Origin of the sequence: Alteromonas sp. 76-1, from assembly GCF_900654235.1 — a bacterium.
GTDB lineage: Bacteria > Pseudomonadota > Gammaproteobacteria > Enterobacterales > Alteromonadaceae > Alteromonas > Alteromonas naphthalenivorans.
In genome coordinates this window covers 472,110-497,714 of sequence record NZ_LR136958.1, presented here as the reverse complement: position 1 = coordinate 497,714, position 25,605 = coordinate 472,110, and the positions used below count along the sequence as shown (strand labels likewise).

Sequence of the window (25,605 nt, the reverse complement as noted above, 5' to 3'; positions counted from 1 at the left end):
GCAGTCTGAACAACAAAGAGTTTAAATGGGATGAGTAAAGGGGCGAAAGCCCTTTTATTTTCTGCTAGGGAACGTATCTGACAAGTTTGTATGCCTTGCAAGGAACTGATCATAAGGCATAGGTTTATCGAAATAAAAACCCTGCATGAGGTTCACGTCAGCATTTTCCATAAAGGGTAAGTAAGACTCCTGTTCTACCCCTTCCACCACAATTTCAATCTGCAACCTATTGAGCATGGCCACCAAACCACAGAAAAGCGCATTCGCTTTACTGTTGTTATGGATATCCTTAACCAAGCTCCTGTCCACTTTAACGACTTCAAAATGAAAGTTTCGAAGGTAACTTAAGGAAGAAAAGCCACTGCCAAAATCGTCAAGTGAAAGGCGGAAGCCAACTTCACGCAGACTATTTAGCGCGGCAAGCGCGGCTTTTTCATCACGGATAAAAATAGACTCGGTGAGTTCAAGTTCAATCATGTTGGTTCGCACCGAACTATCATTACAAATTTTCGTGGCTTGGGCGGGGAAATCGGTGTCTAGCATTTGGTTAACACTGATATTAATTGAAAGCGGAATGCTCTCTCCTTGCTGCGCTTCCATCATCGCAATATAGTCACATGCGGCTTCCAGCGCTTGCAAGCCAATCTGGCAGTCTAAGTCGTGCGCTTCAGCGATGGGAATAAATACCAGAGGAGGTACAACACCGTGCAAACCAGATATCCACCTGCAAAGCACTTCTCCGCCTTTCAAATTGCCCTGTAAGTCATACTTGCCTTGAATATAATAATCGAGCAAGTTTTTTTCGATAGCTTTACGCAAGTCGTTAACCATACTGACCTGTTGCGACATTCTCTCATAAAGCCCATCCTCATAGACATTCACTTGGCCTTTACCAAGTTTTTTGGCGTGATACATTGCCGCATCTGCACATTGTACAACGCCTTCAATACTGTCATTGTGTTCGGGAAATTTGGCAATACCGATACTTGCAGAAAGTTTCAATTCGACCTTATTAGTTACCACAACATCTTCTTCGATGAGCCGAATGAGCGCTTCGGATTTTTCCACCGCCCATTTAATATTTTGTTTTGAAAGTACCGCAATAAACTCATCGCCTCCCCACCGCGCCACATCACCAAACGGACCAAAAGAAGCGGTAAGCAATGCAGCAACTCGCTGAAGCTCAATATCTCCTTTCTCATGTCCAGCGGTATCATTAATAGCCTTAAAACCATCAAGGTCGATGAACACGACTAAAAAGTCGCCGTGGCTGTCGAAAAGTTGTTGGAAAATATCACGCAGGGCGCTGCGATTATTGAGCCCAGTTAATTCATCGTACAGGGCAAGTTGCTTTAACCGAGCTTCATTGCGTTTGCGTTCACTAATATCCCGCATAGTGGCAATAAGCGATGATGAGGCTTCTAGGTAATTGTCAAAAACCGATACGGATATATCAACCGCGGTATGCTCCCCCACTCTGGGTACAATAACAGACTCAAACCTAAGCTGTTTTTTATGCTCTAAGCTATTGGTATTTACCTTTTCACCCTTCAACAAATCATTAAGATTTAGATTGATACAGGCCATCTTATCTGGCGCGCCTACCAGCTTCACAAACGCCTCATTGCATTCGTTTATGCTTAAGCTAGGAGATAATACCAACATGGGTTCGCGAGAATTCGCGAAGGCTGATGCCATGAGTTGAAAGGATTGCTCGGCTTCCCTTTGCTGCGTTATATCTCTCGTGGTCCCCACTATTTGTAAGGCTTCACCACTACTGCCCCGCTTAAGTACACGCCCTCTTAAGCGAACCCATTGCAACTGCCCCTGTATGCTCATACGAAAGGAAAGTTCTATGCGTTCGCGCCCACCATGAAGCGCCATCGACCATTGAAATTGTAAGTTTTCCAAGTCGTCTTCATGCACTAACGCCATTAAGTCGATTGGGGTTCCGGACCAGGTAGATTCGCTTTCTGAATTTAATGTAAACGCACGAATATCAATGATGTCATGGCTGGCCTGCCAATCCCAAAATGACTCTTGAGATGCCCATAATGCGAGTTCTAACTTTTTCTGGGATTGCTGACTGAAAAGGAGTGAATTGTATAGCTCGTCAGCTTTTAGCAACAGCAAGGATTCTGCATTTTCTCTTGCCGTTTTTTCACGTTGAAGTCGCCTTTCTAAGCTTCGTAGTTTTTTCTCTAGAGGATCTAGATCGGCGCCCACCGGCTACACAACCTGAATACTAAATTCGTAAGTGTGAGGGAATGACATTTGATGAGTTTCACGTTCTAGCGTGCAATCGAAGTGCGCAGCGGCTGCATCCATCAACCCTTCAGCAAGGGGATACAATTCTCGTTCCGAGAAGTAGCGCAAGCGCATACTATTATCGGTTCTAGATATAACGGTAAACCTAGGCAAATCAGCATCTGGATAGAGTTTGCGCACTTGAACATGAATGTCACCATCAAGGTGTTCTAGCAACTGTAAAATGTCTTTCGTGTCTGCAAGTACATTGCCATGTACTGCCGCTAGCTTACCAAAAAGATAAACCCCAAAATCGTACAGCAGTTCATTAACCGACTTACCGGTTTTCGCGGTAAGGATAGATAATATTTTCTGCATTTCTTCAAAAGGATAATAGCCGACCGCAGTATAGGCTCCATCGTTTGTTAACTCAGCTTCAACAATTACTTCGTCAGCAAATTCAGGCGATACTTTTTCTTCTAGCATGTCTACGAGCGAAGTAAATACAAACCCTAACATACGGTCTCCTTATACAATTAATAATAGTGTAGTTCAGTCACACCTAACGACAACCATTGTTTAGGAAATATCATTCTCTTGGGCATCTGAACTATCGTCACTTGAAGCGCTCTGATTTTGCACCACTTCAACACTATCCACCCGCTGTAAACCTCGAGGTAATTTGTTACCTCTTCGCCCTCGCTCTCCATAATAGTGTTCTAAATCTGAAGCAGACAAGGTCATATTACGTTTACCCGCGGTCACTTTTAATGAAGCGCCATCAGGCACTACCGCCAATACAGTCACAAACTCTTCGCGGGATTGCGCTTTGGCACCAGGAATATTAATCAGCTTATTCCCTTTTCCTTTACCTAGGCTTGGCAAGTCTTTAAGTGGGAACAGCAACATACGCCCTTCGTTCGAAATGGTTAAACACCAATCTGACTCAGGGTTAGTGACAGGTTTAGGCTTCATTACCTTGGCGGCCTTTGGCAAAGAAAGATATGCTTTCCCCGCCTTATTTTTGCTCACCATATCTTTGAATGTGCCTACGAAGCCGTAGCCAGCATCGGAGCCAACCAAAAACTTAGCCTCGTCGGATGCCATAATAACGTGTTCAAACGACTCACCACCTACCAATGCAAAACGCCCTGTCAGCGGTTCCCCCTGACTCCTCGCCGATGGCAATCCATGGGCATCACAGGAGAAAGTACGTCCCGAGGTATCCATAAATACCGCAGGTTGATTACTTTTCCCTTCTGCACTTGATAGATAGCCATCACCCGCTTTGTAGCTTAATCCCTCGGCATCAATGTCATAACCTTTGGCGCAACGTGCCCACCCTTTTTCTGATAACACCACAGTAACTGATTCAGCTGGCACGAGTTCTTTTTCAGACAATGCTTTCGCTTCGCCACGCTCAACAATAGGTGAACGTCTATCATCACCATACTTTTCAGCATCGGCGAGAATTTCTTTCTTGATCAGGGTTTTTAAGCGGCGATCTGAGCCTAGCAAGGTTTGCAGTTTGTCACGCTCTGCAGCCAACTCGTCTTGCTCGCCCTTAATTTTCATTTCTTCAAGTTTGGCTAAATGACGAAGCTTTAATTCTAGTATTGCTTCTGCCTGCTTATCGCTAAGCGAGAACCGCGAGATTAACTCTTGCTTGGGCTTTTCGTAGGTACGGATAATCTCGATAACTTCATCGATATTCAAAAAGGCAATGAGCAAGCCTTCTAAAATATGTAAACGAGCCAGCACTTTGTCTAATCGGTACTGAAGACGACGGGTAACTGTCTCTTTTCGGTAAACCAACCATTCAGATAAGATAGTACGAAGATCTTTAACCTTAGGACGACCATCCAAACCAATCATGTTTAGGTTTACGCGATAGTTCTTTTCTAAATCGGTAGTCGCAAACAAATGCTGCATTAACTGAGCAGTATCGATACGGTTTGAACGCGGCGTAATAAGTAAGCGGGTAGGGTTTTCGTGATCTGACTCGTCGCGTAAATCGCTAACCATTGGCAGCTTTTTAGCCTGCATCTGCCCTGCGATTTGCTCTAAAATTTTACCACCTGATGCCTGGTGAGGCAGCGCAGTAACAACAATATCGCCATTTTCTTCGTGGAACACCGCACGCATTTTAATTGAGCCGCGGCCAGTTTCATACAGTTTACGAATATCAGCTTTAGGCGTAATAACTTCAGCTTCGGTAGGATAATCTGGCCCATTAACGTGCTCTAGCACATCGCTAAGCTCTGCTTTGCTATTGTCGAGCAACATGGCACAGGCATAAGCCAATTCACGCACATTATGTGGTGGAATATCTGTTGCCATACCCACAGCAATACCGGTAACGCCATTAAGCAAGATATGTGGCAAACGAGCGGGTAGCACACAAGGCTCTTCTAATGTGCCATCGAAATTGGGGGTCCAATCGACGGTGCCTTGACCTAATTCATCCAATAAAACTTCTGAAAAACGAGAAAGTTTAGCCTCGGTATATCGCATGGCAGCAAAAGATTTAGGGTCATCTGGTGCTCCCCAGTTTCCTTGCCCATCTACCAAGGGGTAGCGATAAGAAAAGGGCTGCGCCATCAATACCATGGCTTCATAACACGCGGAATCTCCATGAGGATGAAACTTACCTAATACATCCCCTACCGTTCTAGCTGATTTTTTGTACTTAGCATTAGCGCTCAGTCCCAAGTCAGACATGGCGTATATAATGCGTCGTTGTACGGGCTTTAGGCCGTCAGCAATATGAGGTAGGGCACGGTCCATGATGACGTACATGGAATAGTTTAAGTAAGCGTCTTCGGTAAAGCGCCTTAAAGGCAGTTGTTCTACACCGTCGCGGTTAATAATAATCTCGTCGCTCATGATAATTTTTTCGTTTTGTTATTTTCACAATACAGCGTTAATGCCAAGCATTTAGTTTATTTAAACAGGTAGCAGCGTTAACGAACGGCGTGTTTATGTGGAAGTGTTTAACCACAAAATAGGACTTTTTCTTAAGCCTTCAATGTTTCTATTGTGGGGCAAACTAGGGGCTAGTGCAATAATCACTATCAGGTTAACTCAGTATAGCGATAGACGTAAATGCTTCAATCTTTTGTACAATTGTCCGCCAGAGTGGTTTAATAAGAATAGAAGAAGATTAAGAAGCTATTCAGGATGTATTTGTTTCGATTTTTTACACTGTTGTGCGCATTATTTTGGCTTATCGCCCCTCAATCAACACACGCTCAGCACATTGAGCAACTTTTCGATGAAGATGCTTCTTTAGACCTCTCCGACTCCCTGTACTATTTATACGAAACCAATCTGCCACTTACAATAAACGATGTGAGTAGACGGCGCAGCGACTTTCGAATGCATCCCTATAGTAACCCCAACTTTGGATTTAGAGACAAAGGAATGTGGTTATTGACGTCATTTTCCAACGTATCAAACCAAGAGAACTGGGTATTTTCCATCAATTTTAGCCAACTCGATAAAGTCGACTTTTATTTGGTTAAAAATGGAGAAGTATTGCAGCAAAGCCATCAGGGTAAATCTCAAAAAGAACAAATTTTTCGCATTCCTACATTACGGGTAAAGCTGTCCAACGCTGAGCGGGTAGATTTATTCATACGTGTTGAAAGCCAATCATCAAGTCTTATTACGCCACTAAGCGTGCAACCTGAGCCAGTTCATAGCAGTTCGTTCCAAATGGACAGCCTAATGTGGGGTTTGTTTTACGGGGGGTTGCTGATACTGGCGGTCTATAACCTTGTGCTGTATTTCGGGGTTCACGAGCGCAGTCTTATTGCCTATGTGGGCTATATATGCGCCGTTATACTTTGGCAATTTATTTGGGGCGGCCATATCCACCTGCTGTTTTCTGGGGGAATACCCTATTGGCTTGTTGGCCACACCGAACTGATATTTGTGATCATAGGTATCTCATCCGGGTTATTTACCGTGAGCTTTCTTGAGACCAAAAAGAACGCCAAGGCTGCACATCCTGTCATTGTTTTGTTATTGGCAGTACAAATAGTTATTGGGGTAGTTTGTTTTCTAGGTGTGCTTCCCTCAATCTGGAAGAATAATCTGGTGTACGGTGTGGGTCTAATCGCAATTTGTAGTTATATATTTGCCGGTATAGAAGCCTTCATTAACCGCTTCCAACCTGCCCGATACTTTATATTTGCTTGGGGAATGCTGGCATCAGGTGCCATTATTGGCATGCTAAGTTTAATTGGCGTACTCCCCTCAAACGACTTCACCACTTACTGTTTCCAAGTGGGTGTGTTCTTAGAGTCTGGACTGTTTTCATTCGCGCTAATGGAAAAAAGTAGAAGCCAACTTGAGCATGAGGTTGAGCAAGCCACCGATGACTTACGCAATAATATGGAACTCATTGAAGAGCAAAATGCGCGCTTAGATATTGCCCGTAAAGACGCAATTAAAGCCAGTAATGTGAAATCGCAATTTCTTGCCAATATGAGCCATGAAATACGTACGCCTCTTAACGGTATTCTAGGGTTTAGCCGAGAACTCACCCATGCCTCTTTGCCGTCTGATCAACAAGAGCAAGTGCGAATTATCAATACTGCCGCTGATAACTTGCTGACTATAGTGAACGATGTTTTAGACTTCTCTAAGATTGAAGCCGGTAAGCTACAAATCAACAACCAACCATTTTCACCCAATACTTTATTGGAAGAAATGGTGACAATTATGGCGAAGTCCTCCCACTCTAAAAAGTTAGAATTTGTTTTCGACCTAGCGCCCTTGCCAGAAAAGTTAATAGGTGATGTGTTCAGAATAAAGCAAATTTTGAACAACCTGCTTGGCAACGCCTTAAAATTTACCCCTTCCGGTACGATTACCCTGGCAGTTAAAGGCCGCCCGCTGTTGCACGGAATTCATGAAATTGAAATCACCGTTGAAGATACGGGTATCGGTATAAACCGGCAGGACAGAAAGAAACTCTTTAATGCTTTTTCTCAAGTAGATGACTCGATAAACCGAAACTACCAAGGGACAGGATTAGGCTTGGTTATTAGTCGAGAGCTAGTTCGACTCATGCGAGGCGACTTAACCCTCAAAAGTACGCCAAGACAAGGTTCCACCTTTGTGGTTACCCTTAGAACCAATCACTTAAGCCAGAAATATGCATTGAGTGCTGATACCGAATGGCATGGAAAAAATGTGGTTATCTTCGACCCCATTCCGGCTACCCGCCGTGCCAGCGCCTCTATGTTGAAGCAACTGGGTGCTAACGTAACCACGGTTGAATCCGTTGATTACCTTTCCAGACTATCGCTACAGTCATCTTCCACTGATTTCTTTATGGCAACAGTGCCGGTATCAAAAATGGACAAGCGGGATGAGTTCTTAAGCCGCTTTGTACAGTTTAATGCCACCAAGCGCGTGCTTTGGTATTCAGGCCCAGAGCCTTTTACTCAATACCCAAGTTTGTCTCAGCACTTTCATACTCAAATACGCATGCCGATGACGCTAAGTAAGCTCGATGGCTTAGTGAATAATAAGAAAGCGGTGCCAAGAAATCCGCTTCAAGATAAGTTGAATTCCCTTCCACCGGCAAGAATTCTAGCCGTGGATGATATGGATATGAACCTCAAGTTACTGCATACCTGGCTTGATAACTCACCTATATCATTAGTGACCACAACCAGTGGCGAAGACGCGGTTAATCAGTGCCAAACCCAAGAGTTCGACTTGATATTAATGGATGTTCAAATGCCTATTATGGATGGGCTTCAAGCGTCTCGAGCGATAAGAAAAACGACGCTGAACATGGGCACACCTATTATTGCGGTAACCGCCCATGCCTTTAAAGAAGAGCAAGAAAGATTACTCGCTTCGGGCATGGATGACTATTTGCCCAAACCCATTGAGATAGGTTCTCTAGTAGACCTTATTCGTTCGTGGTGCCATGCAGCTGAGCCTGGGCACATATTACTTCCTTCCTTAGACTGGCAGCTTGCGCTAAAACGCGCACACCAGAACCATGAAGCAGCAAAAGAATTACTTGAAGACTTTATTACTATGGCGCCAGAGATGCTAATGACCTTGAAGGCGCTGTGGAATAAAAAAGACTACGCAGAGCTTAAACTCGAAATTCATAAGTTACACGGGGCATGCTGTTATATAGGCGCCCCGCGATTGCAAAGCTTGGCAGATGAGCTCGAAAGCGCCCTTAAACTAGGGCAACATTTTCTAGTTGCTGAGAATCTGCCGTTGTTACTTGATGAAATTGAGCGAGTCTGCTCTGAAGGGCAGACGCGCACAGGCTAGCTTAACCTGGGTTATTGGACGTTATTGGTTCTGCGGGCGGCTTGGCATTGAGAAATGAGCGCAGCAAATTCTTCTGGGGTTCTATCTATGTCAGAGGTAGCAATAAACACGTCATAGCCTAGGCGCTTGCGAAGCTCTGCCATACGGTTTGCCAACATCGCTTTTACCCCAGTGAGTACCGTGCCATTGTTCAACGTGAAATGATTGTCATCGAACATAGACTCTTCGTAGCAACTTCCCGTTGCACACCCTTCATTGGTGTTATGCAGCAACAATGGTCGCTGTTCCATAAGCAAATGGGTGGCTAAACGTGGCGATATACTGGAGAGAAACTCGGTATAGTCTTTTAATTTGAAGCCTACGGTTTCAAGCCCTACATGATCTAAACCTTGTCGTACTCTAGGGCAGTCTGCCCGTTGTAGGTTTTCCCAATGTATTCGCCAACTGCCCAACCGGTGGCGATAGGTAATTACCTCTGTGGTCATTTCTAGGCTGAATTCAGGCTCTCGAATTTTAAAATAGCCCACCAGCAAGGTAACTAATGCGGCACTGGTGATCAGAATACCCGCAAGGAAAAGCCAATCAGGGAGCAATACAAACCAAAGCGCTGCAAACACTAGCCCTGCACAACCAATAACAATACTGGTTATGCCATTACTCTTTGACGCGGCTCGAATAAGAATAGGTTCAGGACTATTGCCAGACATACAGGTACACAACCACCATAATTAAGGCCCACAGCACATAAAGTCGAATACGCTGGCAGACGACACAGTCTGTCTTCCACCAGCTAAAATGGCGTGTTGGCGCATTTTGTTTATTCTGATTTTTACGCATAAGCAGGCAAACAGATTAATAATAAATACAGTTTACCTGTTTATAACGCGTGTTGTTAGGCCATATGTCGATAGCGGTATCGCTGAAATGCTGCCACCAAGGTGGGGGTAAACACTAACGATAATATGACAGAAAAACCCACACCACCGGCCAGCACAACAGCAAGAGGCGGCCAGAAGCTTCCTTCACTGAAAAGCAATAACGGGATTAACCCACCCACCGTGGTAAAGGTGGTGGAAAGAATGTGTCGACTACACCCCATGGTTTCTTGCACGATAGCTGAGATATTCCCATGCTTAGCCTCTGCGTTTGCATTTATCGCCGCAATAACCACAATGGAGCCATTTATCGCAACCCCGATTAACCCCGCAGAGCCTAATAAAGGGTTAAAGCCAATCGGTAAGCCCGATAACCATAAACTAAACATGCCAAGCCCTACTGACAGTATAGCTACCAATACAATCACCCCCGCCATACGCAAGCTCGTAAAGGTTAGAATGAGAGTAGTCAGCATGAGTACAAGGAGCACCGGTGCATAAGTCCCTAACTGCCCCATTGCCCGTTGTTGTTCATCTGCATCACCTGCAAGGTGAATACGATACCCTTCTGGCAACACTAAGCTGTCGTTTAGCTTCTGTCTTAACGTGTTACTGGCATCAACCGGGGGCACATTCGGCAAAAGGTAAGCCTGAATACGATTGACCCGCTCGCCATCTTGTCGAGTAATACTGCTGATAGACGGTGCTAATGTTAACGAAGCCACTGCCCCTAACGACGACCAGTTTATAGCGCTATTTGCCGAACTGTCTCCTGCCACCGGAATAGGCATGGAGCTTATGCCCGCCACATCTTGTCGGAAACTATCTGATAATCTTACGCGCACAGGAATTTCTTCGGTGCTTTCCAAAACTGAACCACCAGCAAGCCCTGAAAAGTTAATTTGCATCTGACTCGCTAAATCGGAAAGGCTCAAGCCAAGGTAAGACAATGTATCGCTTGAGGCATCTACATTAAGTTGTGGCTCCCCCATGGTGATACTGGCTGTAGATTGGGAAATACCGGGCACTGATGACATTAAAAATCGAACTTGCTGACCTAATTCATTCAATATGTCTAAATCGGGCCCGAAAATTTCTACTTCTACCGGCGCAGCAATAGGCGGACCTTGTCCAAATGCACGCACCACAATTTGAACTTCAGGGAAGGTATCATCAAGATGATGTTGCAAACGGCCAATTAATTTGGCCGCCTCTTCTACCGTATGCGTTGTAACAACGGCGTTGGAAAAGTTGGGTAAATTATCACGTGTCATGATTTGGTTGTAATATACTGAGGGAGCAGAACCTCCTACTAACCATGTCACCTGTTTAACCCCTTCGCTTTCGCGAATAACATTGTCGACTTTGTGGGTGTAAGCAAGGGTATTACCTATGCTACTACCCTCTTTCGTCCACATATAAACTTCGAACTGATCTCTATCTGCGCTGGGGAAAAATACGTTTGCCAACGTGCCTGAAAGCACAAAACCAGAGATACAAAACACAAGCACTAGGGGTAGGACTAAAATCGGTCGAGCAATCCACGCGGCTAAATGTACGCGAAACGCTTGGCTTAATTTAGGGGCTTGTAACCCCACTTGCCACCAATGTTTATTCGCCATATTTTCAGCTTGTTCACCTTTAGGCAGAAAGCGAGCGGCTAATGCCGCTATTACTGTCAACGATATAAACAACGAGCCGATTAGTGCCATCACCACGCTAATAGCAATAGGCCCAACAAAATCCCCAATGTTGCCGTTTAGCAGGAAAATAGGCATGAAGCCCAATATGGTGGTAAGTGTAGAGGCCAATAAAGGCGCGAAAAGGTGAGAAACACTTTTGGCCATTGCACCAACCCGAGTGGCTGATGGGTCTTGCAAATTGATCCTAATTTCATCGGTAATAACAATGGCGTTATCGATTAATAGTCCGATAGCGATGATCATGCCGAAGATGGACATTTGGTGAATTTGCTCGTTGTAAAAGTTAAGAGAGAACAACGCAAAAGACGCACATAACGGAAGCGCCAACCCCACTATCCAAGACGCTTTAAAACCCATAAAGAGTAATATAACTAACATGACTACCGCACAACCCATTAATAGGTTGCCTGATAGTTCGGCTAAGCGATTGCCGGTATATTTATTTTGCTCAAAAGCAATGTCGGCTGTTACCGTGCCTTTAAATTCCCGATTGAAACTATCAACCACGGTTAACGCATCGTTGGTCCACACATCGGCACGTAGCGAGGTTTGCATACGGGCAGCAACGAAGATAACTTCTTCTCCGTCAAGCACGCCAATGTCAGAACGAGGGGTCACATACCCACGGGATACCGTTGCAACGTCTTCTACACGTAAATAACGACCATCTTGATTAACCAACGGAATAGCAGACACCATCGCCACTCCATCCAACCCTTTCGCGACAGTGAAGCGTAAATTTGTGCTTTCAGTGTCCAGCACACCTGCAGGAAGTTTGGGATCTGCGTTACTAATAATATTGCTTACTTGCCCAAGGTTTAGGCCAGTTGCAGCGAGTTTATCAGGGGAGATACTTACGCTAATTTCTTCTTCGGGGGCACCATAAATACGTACTAACTCGGTGCCATGTACATTCCGAAGTCTATCGGTGAGTTCTTCCGCTAAACGCCCCGTAAGAGTAAGTGATGTGGTATCAGGGTGCGACGCTTTTAATGCCAACAATAATGTAAATGCAGTGGCACCGCGCTTTTCATCGAATATAGGCGAACCTGCGCCTTCTGGGAAACCTGCTGATGCTTCGCCTATAGCGTCTCGTATTTCACTGAATAACTGTTCGTTACTGCTGCTATCAATCCAATCTTGGGTTTCAATATTAATGACTGAAATACCAGCTCTTGAGGTAGATTTAACTTCCTTTATTTCAAAGATTTCTCGTAGCTTATCTTCTATTACATCACTGACAAGCGCTTCCACCCGTTCAGCCGAAGCCCCTGGGTAGGACGTGATCACAAGGGCATTTCGGGTATCAATTCTAGGGTCTTCTAAGCGCGGTAAATTACCTAACGCAGACATACCCGCAACGAGCAATATCACTAAGCTTAAAACGAGTAAGTGAGGTCGTCGGTAGAATAAGGTATACCATGGATATTTTTTATCGGTATCAAATAGCATAGGGTTCATCGCGTTGCTCCATCAGCGCTATTCACATCACCCTCACTCAATTTAACCGCTTGCCCTGGCGATAGCTTATGCGTTCCACTTGTGACTAAGCGGTCGCCTTCGCTTAATGCGCCGCGTACAAAGGCACGCTCACCGTCGGTATAAATAACTTCAACGGTTCTACTTTCAAGGGTAAGCCCTTCTTGCTCTGACACTACGAACACGCGCCATAGCCCTCGTAAACCATTGCTAAGTGCACTAGCAGGTATCCAACTGCCGTTGCTATCGCCGTGACGTTGCCCTATCAAGGTGGCAAGATCGCCCGGTCTTAAGCCAGCATTCCTCGATAAATTAACCAGAATATCAACAGTACGGGTTTGTCTGTTGCGTACAGGAGAAAGTTGGCTCACCATCGCTTCAATATTTAACGCATCAACATTCAGGGCTACCTTTTCACCTACACGAAATAGAGAAACCATATCCGCTGGCACCGCAAAGCGGGCTTGTAAAGGGGCATCGCTGGTAAGACTAAGCAAAGCAGCCCCTGCAGCGACAACACTACCTTCATCAAAGTAACGCGCACTGATTGTGCCTGAAAAAGGCGCGAGCAATGCTGTTTTAGTTTGCTCTACATCTAAACTTTCAATACTCGCTTCAATTTCTTTTACCTGTGCGCTCGCTGCAGCCGTATTGGCTTTCACTTCATCTAAACGTTGCGACGATTCTAGTTTTTTCTCTACCAGCACAGTCACCCGTTTTTCACTGAGCTCTGCTAACGTTAAATCTGCACGGGTACGTTCTAACGTTGCGTTTAATTCCACAAGACGCGCAGACAACCTGTCATTGTCTAGCTTCGCGAGTACATCACCTTTTTGAACCCTATCGCCTTCATCAGCGAAAATTGCCATGACTTGGCCACTGGTATCAAAAGACACATCCGCCGCTTTGGGAGATTCAATGAGTCCATAAATTTTTACCGGCATTTCAAAACCGTTTTGTAGCGTGACTCGCTTAGTTGAAACCGCAGTAGGTGGATGCTCAGCAAGTTTTTGTGTCGCGCCATTAAGCCCGGCAGCAAACAGCAGAAGCGTTAATCCAACAACGAAGATAGCGATAGCAGCATACAATGCTGTCGATGCCCCTTTTCCTTGTTCAGTAGACTCAATTGTCATTTCATTTTCCTTGCTTCTGCAGGCTTATTCGCCTAGGCATATTTGGTATACTATTTTTACTATGCTAGATTATAAATACTAGACCGTCTAGTTTGATATTAAAATTTAAGTGAGATTCCATTGCCTGAACAAAAAAACAAACGACAAGGCCGCCCAAAAAGCGAAGAAAAACATAACCTTATTCTTCATTCAGCGTCGTGTTTATTTATCGAAAATGGTTTCGCTAATACCTCAATGGACAATGTTGCTAAGGCGTCTGGGGTATCAAAACAAACGGTTTATTCCCACTTTGATAATAAAGATGCCTTGTTTAAGGCCGCTATTACGAAGAAATGCCAATCTTACCAACTAGATACCAATCAATTGATGCAAGGCACGAATGCTAACCTTCCGCTAAACCATTATTTAAAGCAGGTAGGTACGCAGTTCATCAGGTTGATACAAGATCCAGAGGCGGTTGCTGTTTTCCGATTGGTCATTGGTGAAGCGCAAAGCACACCTCATGTGGCAAAACTATTTTATGATGCTGGACCTGGTGCATCGATAGAGGCCTTCTCTGAAGTGTTCTTCTTTTATGGTAAAGGCGCGCTAACGAAAGCTAACAGTGTGCAGTTGGCCATAGACTTTTGCTCGTTGTTACAAAGTGACTTTCACAACAAATTGCTGTGCGGTGTTCAAGAGGCAATGCTTGATGAAGCAATTAGCGCTCATGTAGAAATTGCTGTCGAGAAAACCTTACTGCTATTTAATACTTATTGTACAAATAAAGTCGAATAACTCACCATCTAGACGGCGACGAAGGATTACTTATTTCCTCGTTTGTTATACACTACAGCCGTTTTCGTTGATGATTGAGTGACACATGTCTGACTTTACCGGTAATCATATTCTTTCGGTTAATCAATTCGATCGTGAGGCTATTGAGAAAGTATTCTCAGTTGCTGATTCCATGCAGCCCTATGCGAAACGCCAAAAGCGCACTACTGTGCTTGAAGGCGCCATCCTTGGTAATTTATTTTTCGAACCTAGCACCCGTACCCGCGTCAGTTTCGGTACTGCGTTTAACCTTTTAGGTGGCGAAGTGCGTGAAACCACCGGCATGGCCAGTTCAGCCTTAGCGAAAGGCGAATCACTTTATGATACCGCCCGTGTACTTAGCGGTTACTCAGATATTATTGCTATGCGTCACCCTGCTGCGGGTTCGGTAGCCGAGTTCGCAGAAGGCAGTCGTGTTCCAGTGATTAACGGTGGTGACGGTGCTAATGAGCACCCCACTCAAGCCTTACTCGATTTATTTACCATTAAACGTGAATTGGAATACCATGGCCATGGTATTGATGGTTTACATATCGCAATGATTGGCGACCTTCGTTACGGTAGAACCGTGCACTCGTTGTCTCGCCTTTTATGTTTGTTTAAAAATGTGCGCTTCACGCTAATATCGCCTAAAGAATTAGCCATGCCACAACCAATTATCGATGCGATTGAAAATGCGGGGCACCAGCTTAATATAACGGAAACATTTGAAGGCAGTTTAGATGCCGACATTTGTTACCAAACCCGTATTCAGGAAGAGCGTTTTCCTTCTCAAGAAGAAGCCAATAAATACCGTGGGAAGTTCCGTTTAAACCACTCTATTTATACTCGCCATTTTCAGTCCAAAACTGTCATTATGCATCCACTTCCTCGGGATTCTCGTATAGAGGCTAACGAGCTAGATAACGACCTAAATTTAAATCCAAACCTTGCCATATTCAGACAAACCGACAACGGCGTTCTCGTACGCATGGCGTTATTTGCGCTTACGTTAGGCGTTGAAGAGTTATTGACTAAATATGAACGTGAAGTGGTATGGTTCAGCAACAAGAGCAATGAATTACATGCAAAAATCTGAAGTCCTTTTTACCCGCGCCCAAAAAACCATTCCTGGCGGTGTTAATTCTCCCGTTCGCGCTTTTAAAGCTGTGGGCGGTACACCTCGTTTTATTACCAAGGCTGATGGCCCTTACATGTGGGACGCCGATGGTAAACAGTATATCGATTACGTGCAATCGTGGGGTCCCATGGTATTGGGCCATAATAATCCACAAATTCGTCAAGCAGTCATCGATGCCTCTGAATTCGGTCTTTCATTCGGTGCACCTACCGAAGCTGAAATTATTATGGCTGAAACGGTAAGTAAATTGGTGCCGTCAATGGAAATGGTACGCATGGTAAATTCAGGCACTGAAGCCACCATGTCAGCTATTCGTTTATCTCGCGGCTACACGGGCCGCAATAAAATCGTTAAATTTGAAGGCTGTTACCACGGTCATGCAGACTCGTTGCTAGTAAAAGCGGGGTCAGGGGCATTGACCATGGGTGTGCCGAGTTCTCCTGGTGTACCTGCTAACGTGGCCGAGCACACCTTAACGGTTGAATATAACAATATAGAAAGTGTAAAGAATGTGTTTAAGGCACACGGAAACGACATTGCCTGTATAATTGTTGAGCCAGTTGCTGGTAATATGAACTGTATTCCACCTGTTGAAGGCTTCTTAGAAGGTCTTCGTGATGTGTGTGACGAATACGGTAGCCTTCTGATTTTTGATGAAGTGATGACAGGTTTTCGAGTATCACGCGGCGGAGCTCAAGAACGTTACGGCATAAAACCAGACCTAACTTGCTTAGGTAAAGTGATTGGCGGCGGAATGCCAGTTGGCTGCTTTGGTGGTAGAAGAGACATTCTTACTCATATTGCTCCTACAGGCCCTGTTTACCAAGCTGGTACACTTTCTGGCAACCCAGTGGCGATGGCAGCAGGTTTAGCCGCCATGGAGCAAATTCAAGAAGAAGGCCTTTACGAAGGCATCTTTGAAAATACCCAAGCACTTGCTGATGGCATGCAAGCCCTTGCCAATAAGTACGGCATTAAACTAAGTACTAATGTTGCCGGCAGTATGTTTGGGATATTCTTTACGGACATTGAGCGCGTGACTAATTATCAGCAGGCCATTAACTGCAATACAGAGCAGTTCAACAAATTTTATCACGGTATGTTGGAGCAAGGTGTTTACTTGGCACCTGCCTCATACGAAGCTGGATTTGTATCGAAAGCGCATGATAAGGACATCATTGCGAAAACTTTAGAAGCAGCTGACAAGGTGTTTGCAATGCTTAAATAATAACAATGGATAGGTATTTTGACGGCGACGGATTGGTTACTACTAAGTGTATTATTTTTAGTTTTTGCTTACAGTGTTGTCGTTACCGCTGTGCTGGTGAAGTATCGCCAGCACAGACTTAATCGACTTATCTACCGACAGCGACGTAAAGCAAACTTAAAATCAGATCCCTCAGCTGAACAGCATAATCAACACGTTGCTGATGAAGCGTTAAGGTTATCTCAAGCCTTTCAAAAATTTGTTCCTCAACAGTTTATCGATCATATCACTAAGACCGGCTCAGGCCATATTGAACTTGGCTATGCCGATGAGCAGGATGTCGCAATACTTTTCTGCGACATTCGCGGTTTTACCGGCTTATCAGAAAAAATGCGCCCACAGGAGCTTATGGGGTTTCTCAACTCGTATTTCCTGCGTATGAATAAACCAATTCACGAGAACGGCGGGTTTATTGATAAATTTATCGGCGATGCCATGATGGCATTGTTTGATCATCCAGGTGGTACCCCGCAAGATAAAGCTATTGACGCAATTAACGCTGCGATGGAATTACGCAAAACCCTCGATTTTTACAATATTCGTCGTAAGCGTAAGGGCTTTGTTCCCATTAATGTGGGTGTGGGAATACACTATGGGCCTGTGGTAATGGGAACGGTAGGTTCTGATGACAGAATGGATACCACTGTTATTGGCGACAGCGTTAATATTGCTTGTCGTTTAGAAGCACTAGCGCCAAAGTACGGGGCTGACATTATTGTTAGTGCACAAGTACTTGAAGGAATGGGGGACAAGTTCCCTGTTAAAACGCGGCTTCTTGACTGGGTTCGGGTAAAAGGACGCAAAGCCCCAATCCAAATTTATGAGGTGCTTAGCCATTTACCACATCAACAGCAGGAAGAACGGTTTTCGGTTCAATCTAAAATTGCCGCTGGCCTAGCCTGTAGAATAGATAAAGAGTGGGATTTGGCTATAGCGCACTTTGAAGCGGCGTTGGCTATTTTTCCTCAAGACTCCTTGGCGAAGCACCATATTGATGTGTGTCGTATATATCAAAACATGCTGCTGCCAGATGATTGGGATGGCGCCTTAACTATTCAGTAAAGCGTCACCGACCCTATTCAGATTCTATATTTTTCGCCTGTTCACGAATAAAGGTAACGGATGGCGCAAAAAAGGCAGCGCCCGTTTCTGCGTTAGTGAAATCTAACCAGCGATCATAATCTCCATCACCATTGCCGTATATTTGGCTATGCAGCATGGCTTTAAAAGGCCGAGCACTGGCCGAACAACTCACAAATAGTAGCCCTTGCGACACCATATCACCATACGGCATGCCTTGTTTGATCAGCCCCGCCTTACCACTTTCAGTGGTAATAATGTTGGCGCGAACACTATGAGAAGATTCAGACTGTTCTGCACTTACCAAGTTATGCTGCTGAGTGGTCCCCATCACCTGTTCTTGCTGCCGTGATGAAAGACTATGCCAACGGCGTAAGTCATGCTTGTAGCGCTGCACGTGTAGATAACTTCCACCGCTAAAATCAGGATCGTTTTCATTTACGATGGCAACCTCTCTGCGCTTCATTCCACGAGGGTTATCTGCGGCATACAAGTACCCGGTAAGATCCCGTCCATCGAGGTAACGAAAACCACGAATTTGCTCTACCATTTCTACGTGTAATCGGAGTAAATCCATGACCTCTATGCCGATAGCATGGCAAATATCTAAACGGTCAGCCCTAATTTGAATAAACAAATCACAGGGCATAGTAGGCGCACTTCTATCTTCACATTGCATATCGGGGAAAGGCATCAATTCTACTGGAATTAAGCCTGGGTACACTTCAGTCCAATAGCCAGTTCCAATCGCCACAACACCGGTCACCATAGCTTCGTAATGCTCAGACTCAAAGTGTTCGAATATATCTAATACGCGGGCAAGCTTCGCCCTTACCGCCTCACTATCGTCATCAATAACGTTAAGCAGTAAATATTGCGCATGTAAATTAGGTTCTGCGCAAATCCCTTTTTGTGGTTGTGTCATGGGCACTCTTATTGTTATTTAACCATGGCGAACAATGATACGAGTGTGTATTAATAACCCGCAGCTTGTCCATCTTTTCGGCTTTCAGAAGCCCCAAAGTAAACGTTGCGCTTATCATCCCACATAATTGCCTGATAGCCCCCAAAAGCACCAACAACGCGACGCAATGTGTGACCTCGCTCCATTAACTCTCGCTGTACTGTCTCATCAAATCCTGATTCAAGACTAATATAGCCGCCATCAAGCATTAACTTGCCTGTTGGCGAACTAGAGCCACTGTGCAAAATACGCGGAGCATCACCTGCTTCTTGTAAATTCATACCAAAATCGAGCATGTTTACAATAATTTGCGCATGCATTTGAGGCTGAGTACCTCCGCCCATTACACCGAAGCTTAAAAATGGTGCACCATTACGAGTTACAAATGCAGGGATAATGGTATGAAATGGGCGCTTTTCAGGCTTAAGTTCGTTGAAATGACCTTCTTCTAAGGTAAACATTTCACCACGATTTTGTAGTACAAAACCAAGCCCTGGGGGTGTCATTCCTGACCCCATACCGCGATAGTTACTTTGAATTAGCGATACCATGTTACCGTTTTTATCGGCCACCGTTAAATAAACTGTATCGCCATCGTAAATACCTGCGTCTACACGTTTTGCGGCTTTATCGCCGTTAATAAGCTGCTGACGTTCAGTGGCGTAATCTTTGGAAATTAACCACTCAACTGGAATGTCGTTAAATGCGGGATCAGCATAAAACTTTGCGCGATCTTCAAATGCTAACTTTTTCGCTTCCACAAAGGTATGAATATACTCGGCAGAATTAAAGCCCATGCCTTCAATGTCATAGCGCTCTAATATATTGAGTATTTGTAATGCCGCAATACCCTGCCCATTAGGGGGAAGCTCCCATACATCGTAGCCGCGATAATTTGCTGATACCGGCTCTACCCATTCTGACGTATGCGACGCTAAATCAGCATAAGAAAGGTAGCCACCTTGCGATTTCATATAGGCGTCAATATTTTGCGCAATGTCACCCTTATAAAAAGCATCTCGCCCGCCGGTGGCAATTTTTTCGTAGGTTACCGCGAGACCAGGGTTCTTAAAAATATCCCCTTTTTTGGGGACTTTCCCATTAATAAGAAACGTTTCTGCAAACCCATCGTAATGACCTATTCTTTCGTTGTTCATTGCTAAATAATAAGCAACCAGTTCAGAAACAGGAAAGCCATTTTTGGCATATTCAATGGCCGGCGTGAGCAACGCTGTCATAGGTAACTTGCCAAACTTTTCATGTAGCATAAACCAGCCATCTACGGCCCCAGGCACAGACACAGGCAGTGGCCCAAATTTAGGTATTTGCGCTAAACCTCTATCGTTAAACACTTGTTTGGTCAGCAGCTTAGGAGAGCGGCCCGATGCGTTTAACCCAACTAACTTGTTTTCTTTAGCATCCCATACTATTGCGAATAGATCGCCGCCTACACCTGCCCCTGTGGGTTCAACAAGCCCCAACATGGCGTTTGCAGCAATGGCGGCATCTACTGCACTACCGCCGCGTTTAAGAACATCGAGAGCCACTTGGGTAGCAAGAGGCTGGCTTGTCGCAGCCATACCATGTTGAGCAATAACTTCTGAACGACTCGCAAACGGCGCGCCGGTAACCCTATCGTACCCATAAGCCATTTGACTGACACACAGTAGTAACAAACATCGCAACAGCATGATTTACTTTCCTAATAAAAGAACAAACCTAATGTAGCATTATTGCTAACTAAGTAAATTATCAATAGTTTAGCGTTATTTTTAACTTTATGAAAAACGAAAAAAGCCCCGCAGATGCGGGGCTTAAGATTGGTGATACAGGCATTATCGTTATTATAAGTAATTTTGCCTGTTCAGACTTCCTTACGTACGGCCGTTGGTGAAGTCAGGATATGCTTCCAGACCACATTCACTCATATCAACACCGTCGAATTCTTCTTCTTCAGTTACACGAACACCAATAACGGCTTTAATCGCTAACCAAACAACAAGGCTTACTACAAACACCCAAACAAAGATGGTGGCAGCACCAATTAACTGACCAACAATGCTTGATCCGTCGTTAGTAAATGGAACAAGGATAAGACCAAGTAAACCAACCACACCGTGAACAGAGATAGCACCTACTGGATCATCAATTTTAAGTTTATCTAACGCTACAATGCTTAGTACTACTAAGATACCACCAAGACCACCGAATAAGGTTGCTTGCAGTGGAGTAGGCGTTGAAGGCTCTGCAGTAATTGCTACCAAGCCAGCTAGTGCACCGTTAAGAGCCATAGTTAGGTCAGCTTTGCCGAACAGAATGCGTGCTAAGATAAGCGCTGCAATACAACCACCAGCTGCTGCGGCGTTAGTATTCATAAATACAATCGCAACCGCGTTTGCACTTTCAACTGTAGCAGTAGCAAGTACTGAACCACCGTTAAAGCCAAACCAACCCATCCATAAAATGAATGTACCTAGCGTAGCAAGTGGAAGGTTAGCACCTGGAATAGCGTTAACTTTACCGTCCGCAGTATATTTACCTTTACGAGCACCTAGTACTAATACACCAGCTAATGCTGCAGCAGCACCTGCCATGTGAACAATACCAGAACCTGCAAAGTCAGAGAAACCAAGGTCACCAAGGGTGTACATACCAAATACAGCTTCACCGCCCCACGTCCAAGCACCTTCCATTGGATAGATGAAACCAGTCATCACAACAGCGAATGCTAAGAAAGCCCAAAGCTTCATACGCTCAGCCACTGCACCAGAAACAATAGACATTGCCGTTGCAACGAATACTACTTGGAAGAAGAAGTCAGCAGAAGGTGCATATGTTGCCGCATCTTCAGCAACACCTGTTGCGCCGTCACCCATAATTCCACCTAGGAACGGGCTCCACTCGCCGCCACCATACATGATGCCGTAGCCGCAAATCATATACATGGTGCTAGCAATGGCAAATAACGCGATATTTTTAGTTAGAATTTCTGTCGTGTTTTTAGCGCGTACTAAACCAGCTTCTAGCATGGCGAAACCTGCCGCCATCCACATAACTAGTGCACCGCAGATTAAGAAGTAAAAGGTATCTAGTGCATACCCGAGTTCAAATGTAATTTCCATTATGCTTTTCTCCGCAAATTAATCGTTGTGGCTTACAACGCGTCTGTGTCTGACTCGCCAGTTCGAATACGTACGGCTTGTTCAAGGTCGTAAACAAATACCTTACCGTCACCAATCTTGCCAGTCTTGGCTGCGCCAACGATGGCTTCTACCAAGCGATCTACCTGGTCGTCCTGAACGGCAATTTCCAGTTTGACTTTAGGTAAGAAATCCACTTGATACTCCGCTCCGCGGTAAAGTTCAGTGTGCCCTTTTTGACGTCCGAAACCTTTCACTTCGGTAACGGTTAGACCGTCAATTCCGATTTCTGAAATGGCTTCACGAACATCATCTAGCTTGAACGGCTTGATGATAGCTGTGACTAGTTTCATGAGTTGCTCCAGTTTTTTTAATGGTTGTTTTGCACATTTCGTGTCTTGTACAGGGAAGTAAACCAAGAGATGTGCCACAAATAATTAGACATTAAAAACAAACAGTTAACTAAAACGTGATGCATTTTATTTACATTTATCGCACTAGATTGGTGCATGGCGCCATCAATGCCCAACTTTAGAGCGTAGTGAGTTAAATTAACTGAAAATAGCGATGAAATTAGGATGGAACTAATTACTGGCGATGCGGGTCAGTTAGTAGGTATGACAATTATCACACCTATTATAGAGCCTGAGTATGTGCCTGAACGAGCGCAGGTTTTTCATGCGAGCAAGAAGGGTAAACTCGCAAAAGGCCTACTTATCTCAACCCTTTTACACCTTATTGGGTTAGTAATAGTAATCTTCTTTACTACGTTTGAAAGTGGTGTGACACCAGCACACAAGCCTGCTCCCATTAGTGCAACCTTGTATTTCCCTCAAGTCAGTGCAGAAAAAAACATTATAGAGGCACCTGAACCGGTAGAAGTTACCCCTCCCGTTGTTGAGCCTAACGTATCAGAAAGCCCCAAAACAAAAGTGACTGACCCTGCCGAGCAAATAAAAACGGTAGAGACTAAGCCAGTAGAAGTTATGCCTACCGAAGCTAAGCAGGAAAGTACAGCACCGACAATCGAAAGCAAAAATACAGAAACATCTCCCCCTGAAACGCCCGCGCCTACAATACCCAATAGCCAAACTACTATCGACACTTCGACAAGAAACCAGAAAGCTGGCAATTTGAACTTATCGCCAAGGGCCAGTGCCTCGCAATTTTTTAATCGAAGAGAACAAGAAGAAATTGCCGAAGAAGGGTTAAAAGCGGCTGAAGCACATAGGCAGAAAATAGAAAGCCCAGACCTTGTGGATACTCGAAAAGGCGAAGAGGACACGTCATATGAAGAACGGCCGGTGAAAAAAGTAAATTGCTCCGGCACGACCAACAAAGCGCTTACCATTTTAAGTGGTTTTGCTGGCGGTACGCTTGAATGTAGCAAGGGCAGCGACTACGACCGCTTTATTGAAGCCCGCGTTAACAAAGTGCCTAAGAAAGATTAGCCGTTTTACAATCATGCCCTTGCCGCTTGGCGTAGACGACGTTTCATGATGAGCGCTGGCACAGCATTGCTAATTAGCGCGCCTACCATAATAAGTACAATTGCTATTGAAATGGCGGTGGACAGTGTACTTATTCCAAATAAAAATAGCGCAATACTGGAGATAACAGGTGTGGCAAAGCTTAGGCTCGCCAATAACTGGCGATTACCAAATTTAAGCCCAATATCCCACAAGTAAAACGCGCCACCTACAGGCCCAAGTCCTAGTAATATTGCACTTGCCCAAGCGTTAAATGAAAGGTCCCAATGGCTCGACTCTAGAGTTAAGTGGGAGCCCAGCGCTAACACTGCTACTGCAATAGATATCCAGCCAATGTCTTCAACATCGCTTTTTGTGCCAGCCATAAACCACGAATAACCCGACCAGATTAAGGCGCAAATAAATGCCAACCCGTAACCCAGTGTAAATTCGCTATTAAATTGAATGCTTTCACCCCCTGTAACTAAAATTCCGCAACCAATAAAACCTAGTGCACCTCCAATTACAGCAAACAACCGTTGGTGCGCGTTAGCCACTGCAATACCGAGTAACAACGGCCATAGATAGGCAATAAGACTTGCTTCAATAGGCGGTGCATAACGAAGGGCTAGAAAATAGCAAAAGTGAAATCCGAAGAGACCGCTGGTAGCCACTATCCATTGGGTAAGTGTTAATTTAGGTAATGTAAATAAAGGCTCTCGCTTAATTAATCGCTTTAAAAAAAGCAATAGCGCAGAAACTGAAAAGCAGATAAAAAGCAGCTGAAAAGGCGGCACTGACGATGCGTAAACACCCAACACAGCTAATACGCCCCACGAAATGATGGCCAAAAGCCCTATAAACGTTGCCATTACTTGCCTATTGTTAAAAGTTAAGAACCCTAAGCATAACCGTAATTGTATATTCTATCTGTGCAGAAAAGGCGGTGTGGTTGGTTTAACAGCCTGATTCTCAATTAAACTTTTCTACGTTAATGAATACTGCGCTTTCAAATATTTTGCGGGCAATTATTTTACGGGCAAATATTACGGGAATAAAAGCTTAGCTAATGAAAGGAACTGATCATAGTTACCTTCGTGGCTATCGACGCTTAAAGTGCGTGGGCGGCATGCCCACATGGTGTTTAAACCGACGGGTAAACGCAGACACATCGTCATACCCCACGTTTACTGCCACGGCAATAATCGGCATATCTGTGTTGCTTAGTAAGGCCCGTGCTTTCTCCATACGCACGTTAATGAGGTATTCCCTCAGCCCCATCCCAGTAGCGGCTATAAAGCGCTTTTTAAATTGTGTTGCGCCCACACAGGCAATTTTAGCAAGGGACGTGATAGTGTGTGGGTAGGCGACATCTTGGTGAATGCAAGAAAGCACTGGGATTATACGCTTATCAGTGGCGACACCGCGTTGCTGCTGGGCTAAAAGTGCCGAGAACAAACTTAACATGGCGTCATTCTCATCATCAGTGATGTGATGCGTTAATTGCACTTCCACATACGCTAGAAACGCCTGCATGGGTGTGCTTATTTGAAAAATGGGAGCGCCTTTAGCGGGGTCAGAGCCATCAGCGGGTAGAGAGCCATCAGCAAATAAAGTGCCGCCAGCAATATTTCCCGGCACCGATGGCAAGTCCGCTACAATGAATTTCGCCTGCTCATCAGCAGTAAAGCCATGTATGGCACCAGGTGCTATACAAATCCCCTCACCTACTCCAACGCACCCACTGAAAGTATTAAGCGATATATCGATATGCCCGTTAAGTGGCAATACTAACTGGTAATAGTCATGAGCGTGCATACACATAGTGCGAGTATAAGAACGAATAGATAATGACGGCTTCACGATACCTCACAGTCATACATAGTGCTTTAAGCTTACGTGCCTCTTATAAAAGTCATTAGGGCGCAAAAACTCAATACGTTAAAAATTAGCTATTACTTTTTATACCTTAACATTGCCAACCTATGACAGTGCAACGT

Annotated in this window: 18 protein-coding genes; 6 read left to right on the top strand and 12 right to left on the bottom strand. The window is 44.7% G+C overall.

Features of this window, described 5'->3' with window-relative positions; all coding sequences use genetic code 11:
* Positions 1–54 precede the first annotated feature (54 nt).
* From ALT761_RS02020 to parC, 3 genes are read right to left on the bottom strand one after another with little or no spacing between them, the layout of a single operon-like run.
* A complete protein-coding gene (locus tag ALT761_RS02020) occupies positions 55–2,226 on the bottom strand; it encodes a putative bifunctional diguanylate cyclase/phosphodiesterase (protein ID WP_129735998.1) in 2,172 nt (723 codons plus the stop codon).
* A 3-nt stretch (positions 2,227–2,229) separates the two neighbouring features.
* The gene (locus ALT761_RS02015; RefSeq protein WP_013785682.1) at positions 2,230–2,766 is read right to left on the bottom strand and encodes a heme NO-binding domain-containing protein; all 537 of its coding nucleotides are present in this window, start codon (positions 2,764–2,766) and stop codon (positions 2,230–2,232) included.
* 60 nt (positions 2,767–2,826) lie between these two features.
* Positions 2,827–5,133, bottom strand: a complete 2,307-nt coding sequence (gene parC, locus ALT761_RS02010; protein ID WP_129735996.1) for a DNA topoisomerase IV subunit A — start codon at positions 5,131–5,133, stop codon at positions 2,827–2,829.
* A gap of 294 nt (positions 5,134–5,427) precedes the next feature.
* On the opposite strand from parC, the gene ALT761_RS02005 reads away from it, so the two are divergent.
* Positions 5,428–8,559, top strand: a complete 3,132-nt coding sequence (locus ALT761_RS02005) for a hybrid sensor histidine kinase/response regulator (RefSeq protein ID WP_129735994.1) — start codon at positions 5,428–5,430, stop codon at positions 8,557–8,559.
* An 11-nt stretch (positions 8,560–8,570) separates the two neighbouring features.
* Here the strand turns inward: ALT761_RS02005 and ALT761_RS02000 are convergent, their stop codons facing one another.
* From ALT761_RS02000 to ALT761_RS01990, 3 genes are all read right to left on the bottom strand, one after another.
* A complete protein-coding gene (locus ALT761_RS02000) occupies positions 8,571–9,266 on the bottom strand; it encodes a DUF2982 domain-containing protein (RefSeq protein ID WP_129735992.1) in 696 nt (231 codons plus the stop codon).
* Positions 9,267–9,451: 185 nt separating this feature from the next.
* Complete coding sequence (locus ALT761_RS01995; RefSeq protein ID WP_129735990.1) at positions 9,452–12,598, bottom strand: efflux RND transporter permease subunit; 3,147 nt, start codon at positions 12,596–12,598, stop codon at positions 9,452–9,454.
* Positions 12,595–13,749 carry an efflux RND transporter periplasmic adaptor subunit gene (locus ALT761_RS01990; protein ID WP_129735988.1) on the bottom strand — a complete coding sequence of 385 codons (1,155 nt, stop codon included), beginning with the start codon at positions 13,747–13,749 and terminating at the stop codon, positions 12,595–12,597. The genes ALT761_RS01995 and ALT761_RS01990 overlap by 4 nt, the downstream gene beginning before the upstream one ends.
* 120 nt (positions 13,750–13,869) lie before the next feature.
* Here ALT761_RS01990 and ALT761_RS01985 point away from each other — a divergent pair, with 120 nt between their 5' ends.
* The 4 genes from ALT761_RS01985 (at position 13,870) to ALT761_RS01970 (ending at position 18,014) form a co-directional block, all read left to right on the top strand.
* The gene (locus ALT761_RS01985) at positions 13,870–14,526 is read left to right on the top strand and encodes a TetR/AcrR family transcriptional regulator (protein WP_129735987.1); all 657 of its coding nucleotides are present in this window, start codon (positions 13,870–13,872) and stop codon (positions 14,524–14,526) included.
* An 85-nt stretch (positions 14,527–14,611) separates the two neighbouring features.
* A complete protein-coding gene (locus ALT761_RS01980) occupies positions 14,612–15,643 on the top strand; it encodes an aspartate carbamoyltransferase (protein WP_013785689.1) in 1,032 nt (343 codons plus the stop codon).
* Positions 15,630–16,913, top strand: a complete 1,284-nt coding sequence (gene hemL, locus ALT761_RS01975) for a glutamate-1-semialdehyde 2,1-aminomutase (RefSeq protein WP_129735985.1) — start codon at positions 15,630–15,632, stop codon at positions 16,911–16,913. The genes ALT761_RS01980 and hemL overlap by 14 nt, the downstream gene beginning before the upstream one ends.
* Before the next feature lie 18 nt (positions 16,914–16,931).
* Positions 16,932–18,014, top strand: a complete 1,083-nt coding sequence (locus ALT761_RS01970) for an adenylate/guanylate cyclase domain-containing protein (protein ID WP_129735983.1) — start codon at positions 16,932–16,934, stop codon at positions 18,012–18,014.
* A gap of 13 nt (positions 18,015–18,027) precedes the next feature.
* Here ALT761_RS01970 and ALT761_RS01965 read toward each other — a convergent pair whose 3' ends face one another.
* From ALT761_RS01965 to glnK, 4 genes are all read right to left on the bottom strand, one after another.
* Positions 18,028–18,957, bottom strand: a complete 930-nt coding sequence (locus ALT761_RS01965) for a Dyp-type peroxidase (RefSeq protein ID WP_129735981.1) — start codon at positions 18,955–18,957, stop codon at positions 18,028–18,030.
* Positions 18,958–19,007: 50 nt separating this feature from the next.
* Positions 19,008–20,687: a gamma-glutamyltransferase gene (gene ggt / locus ALT761_RS01960; protein WP_129735979.1), complete on the bottom strand. Its 1,680-nt coding sequence runs from the start codon at positions 20,685–20,687 to the stop codon at positions 19,008–19,010.
* Between the two features lie 183 nt (positions 20,688–20,870).
* Positions 20,871–22,118, bottom strand: coding sequence for an ammonium transporter (locus tag ALT761_RS01955; RefSeq protein ID WP_129735977.1), 1,248 nt, complete (start codon positions 22,116–22,118; stop codon positions 20,871–20,873).
* Positions 22,119–22,150: 32 nt separating this feature from the next.
* The gene (glnK, locus tag ALT761_RS01950; protein ID WP_013785695.1) at positions 22,151–22,489 is read right to left on the bottom strand and encodes a P-II family nitrogen regulator; all 339 of its coding nucleotides are present in this window, start codon (positions 22,487–22,489) and stop codon (positions 22,151–22,153) included.
* A 225-nt stretch (positions 22,490–22,714) separates the two neighbouring features.
* On the opposite strand from glnK, the gene ALT761_RS01945 reads away from it, so the two are divergent.
* Entirely contained in the window at positions 22,715–23,587 is an 873-nt protein-coding gene (locus ALT761_RS01945) for a hypothetical protein (RefSeq protein WP_129735975.1), read from the top strand.
* Between the two features lie 11 nt (positions 23,588–23,598).
* On the opposite strand, the gene ALT761_RS01940 is transcribed toward ALT761_RS01945, so the two are convergent.
* Positions 23,599–24,477 (bottom strand): DMT family transporter, encoded by an 879-nt coding sequence (locus ALT761_RS01940; protein ID WP_129735973.1) that lies wholly within the window; start codon positions 24,475–24,477, stop codon positions 23,599–23,601.
* A gap of 229 nt (positions 24,478–24,706) precedes the next feature.
* Entirely contained in the window at positions 24,707–25,468 is a 762-nt protein-coding gene (locus tag ALT761_RS01935; protein ID WP_129735971.1) for an AraC family transcriptional regulator, read from the bottom strand.
* Positions 25,469–25,605: the final 137 nt, after the last annotated feature.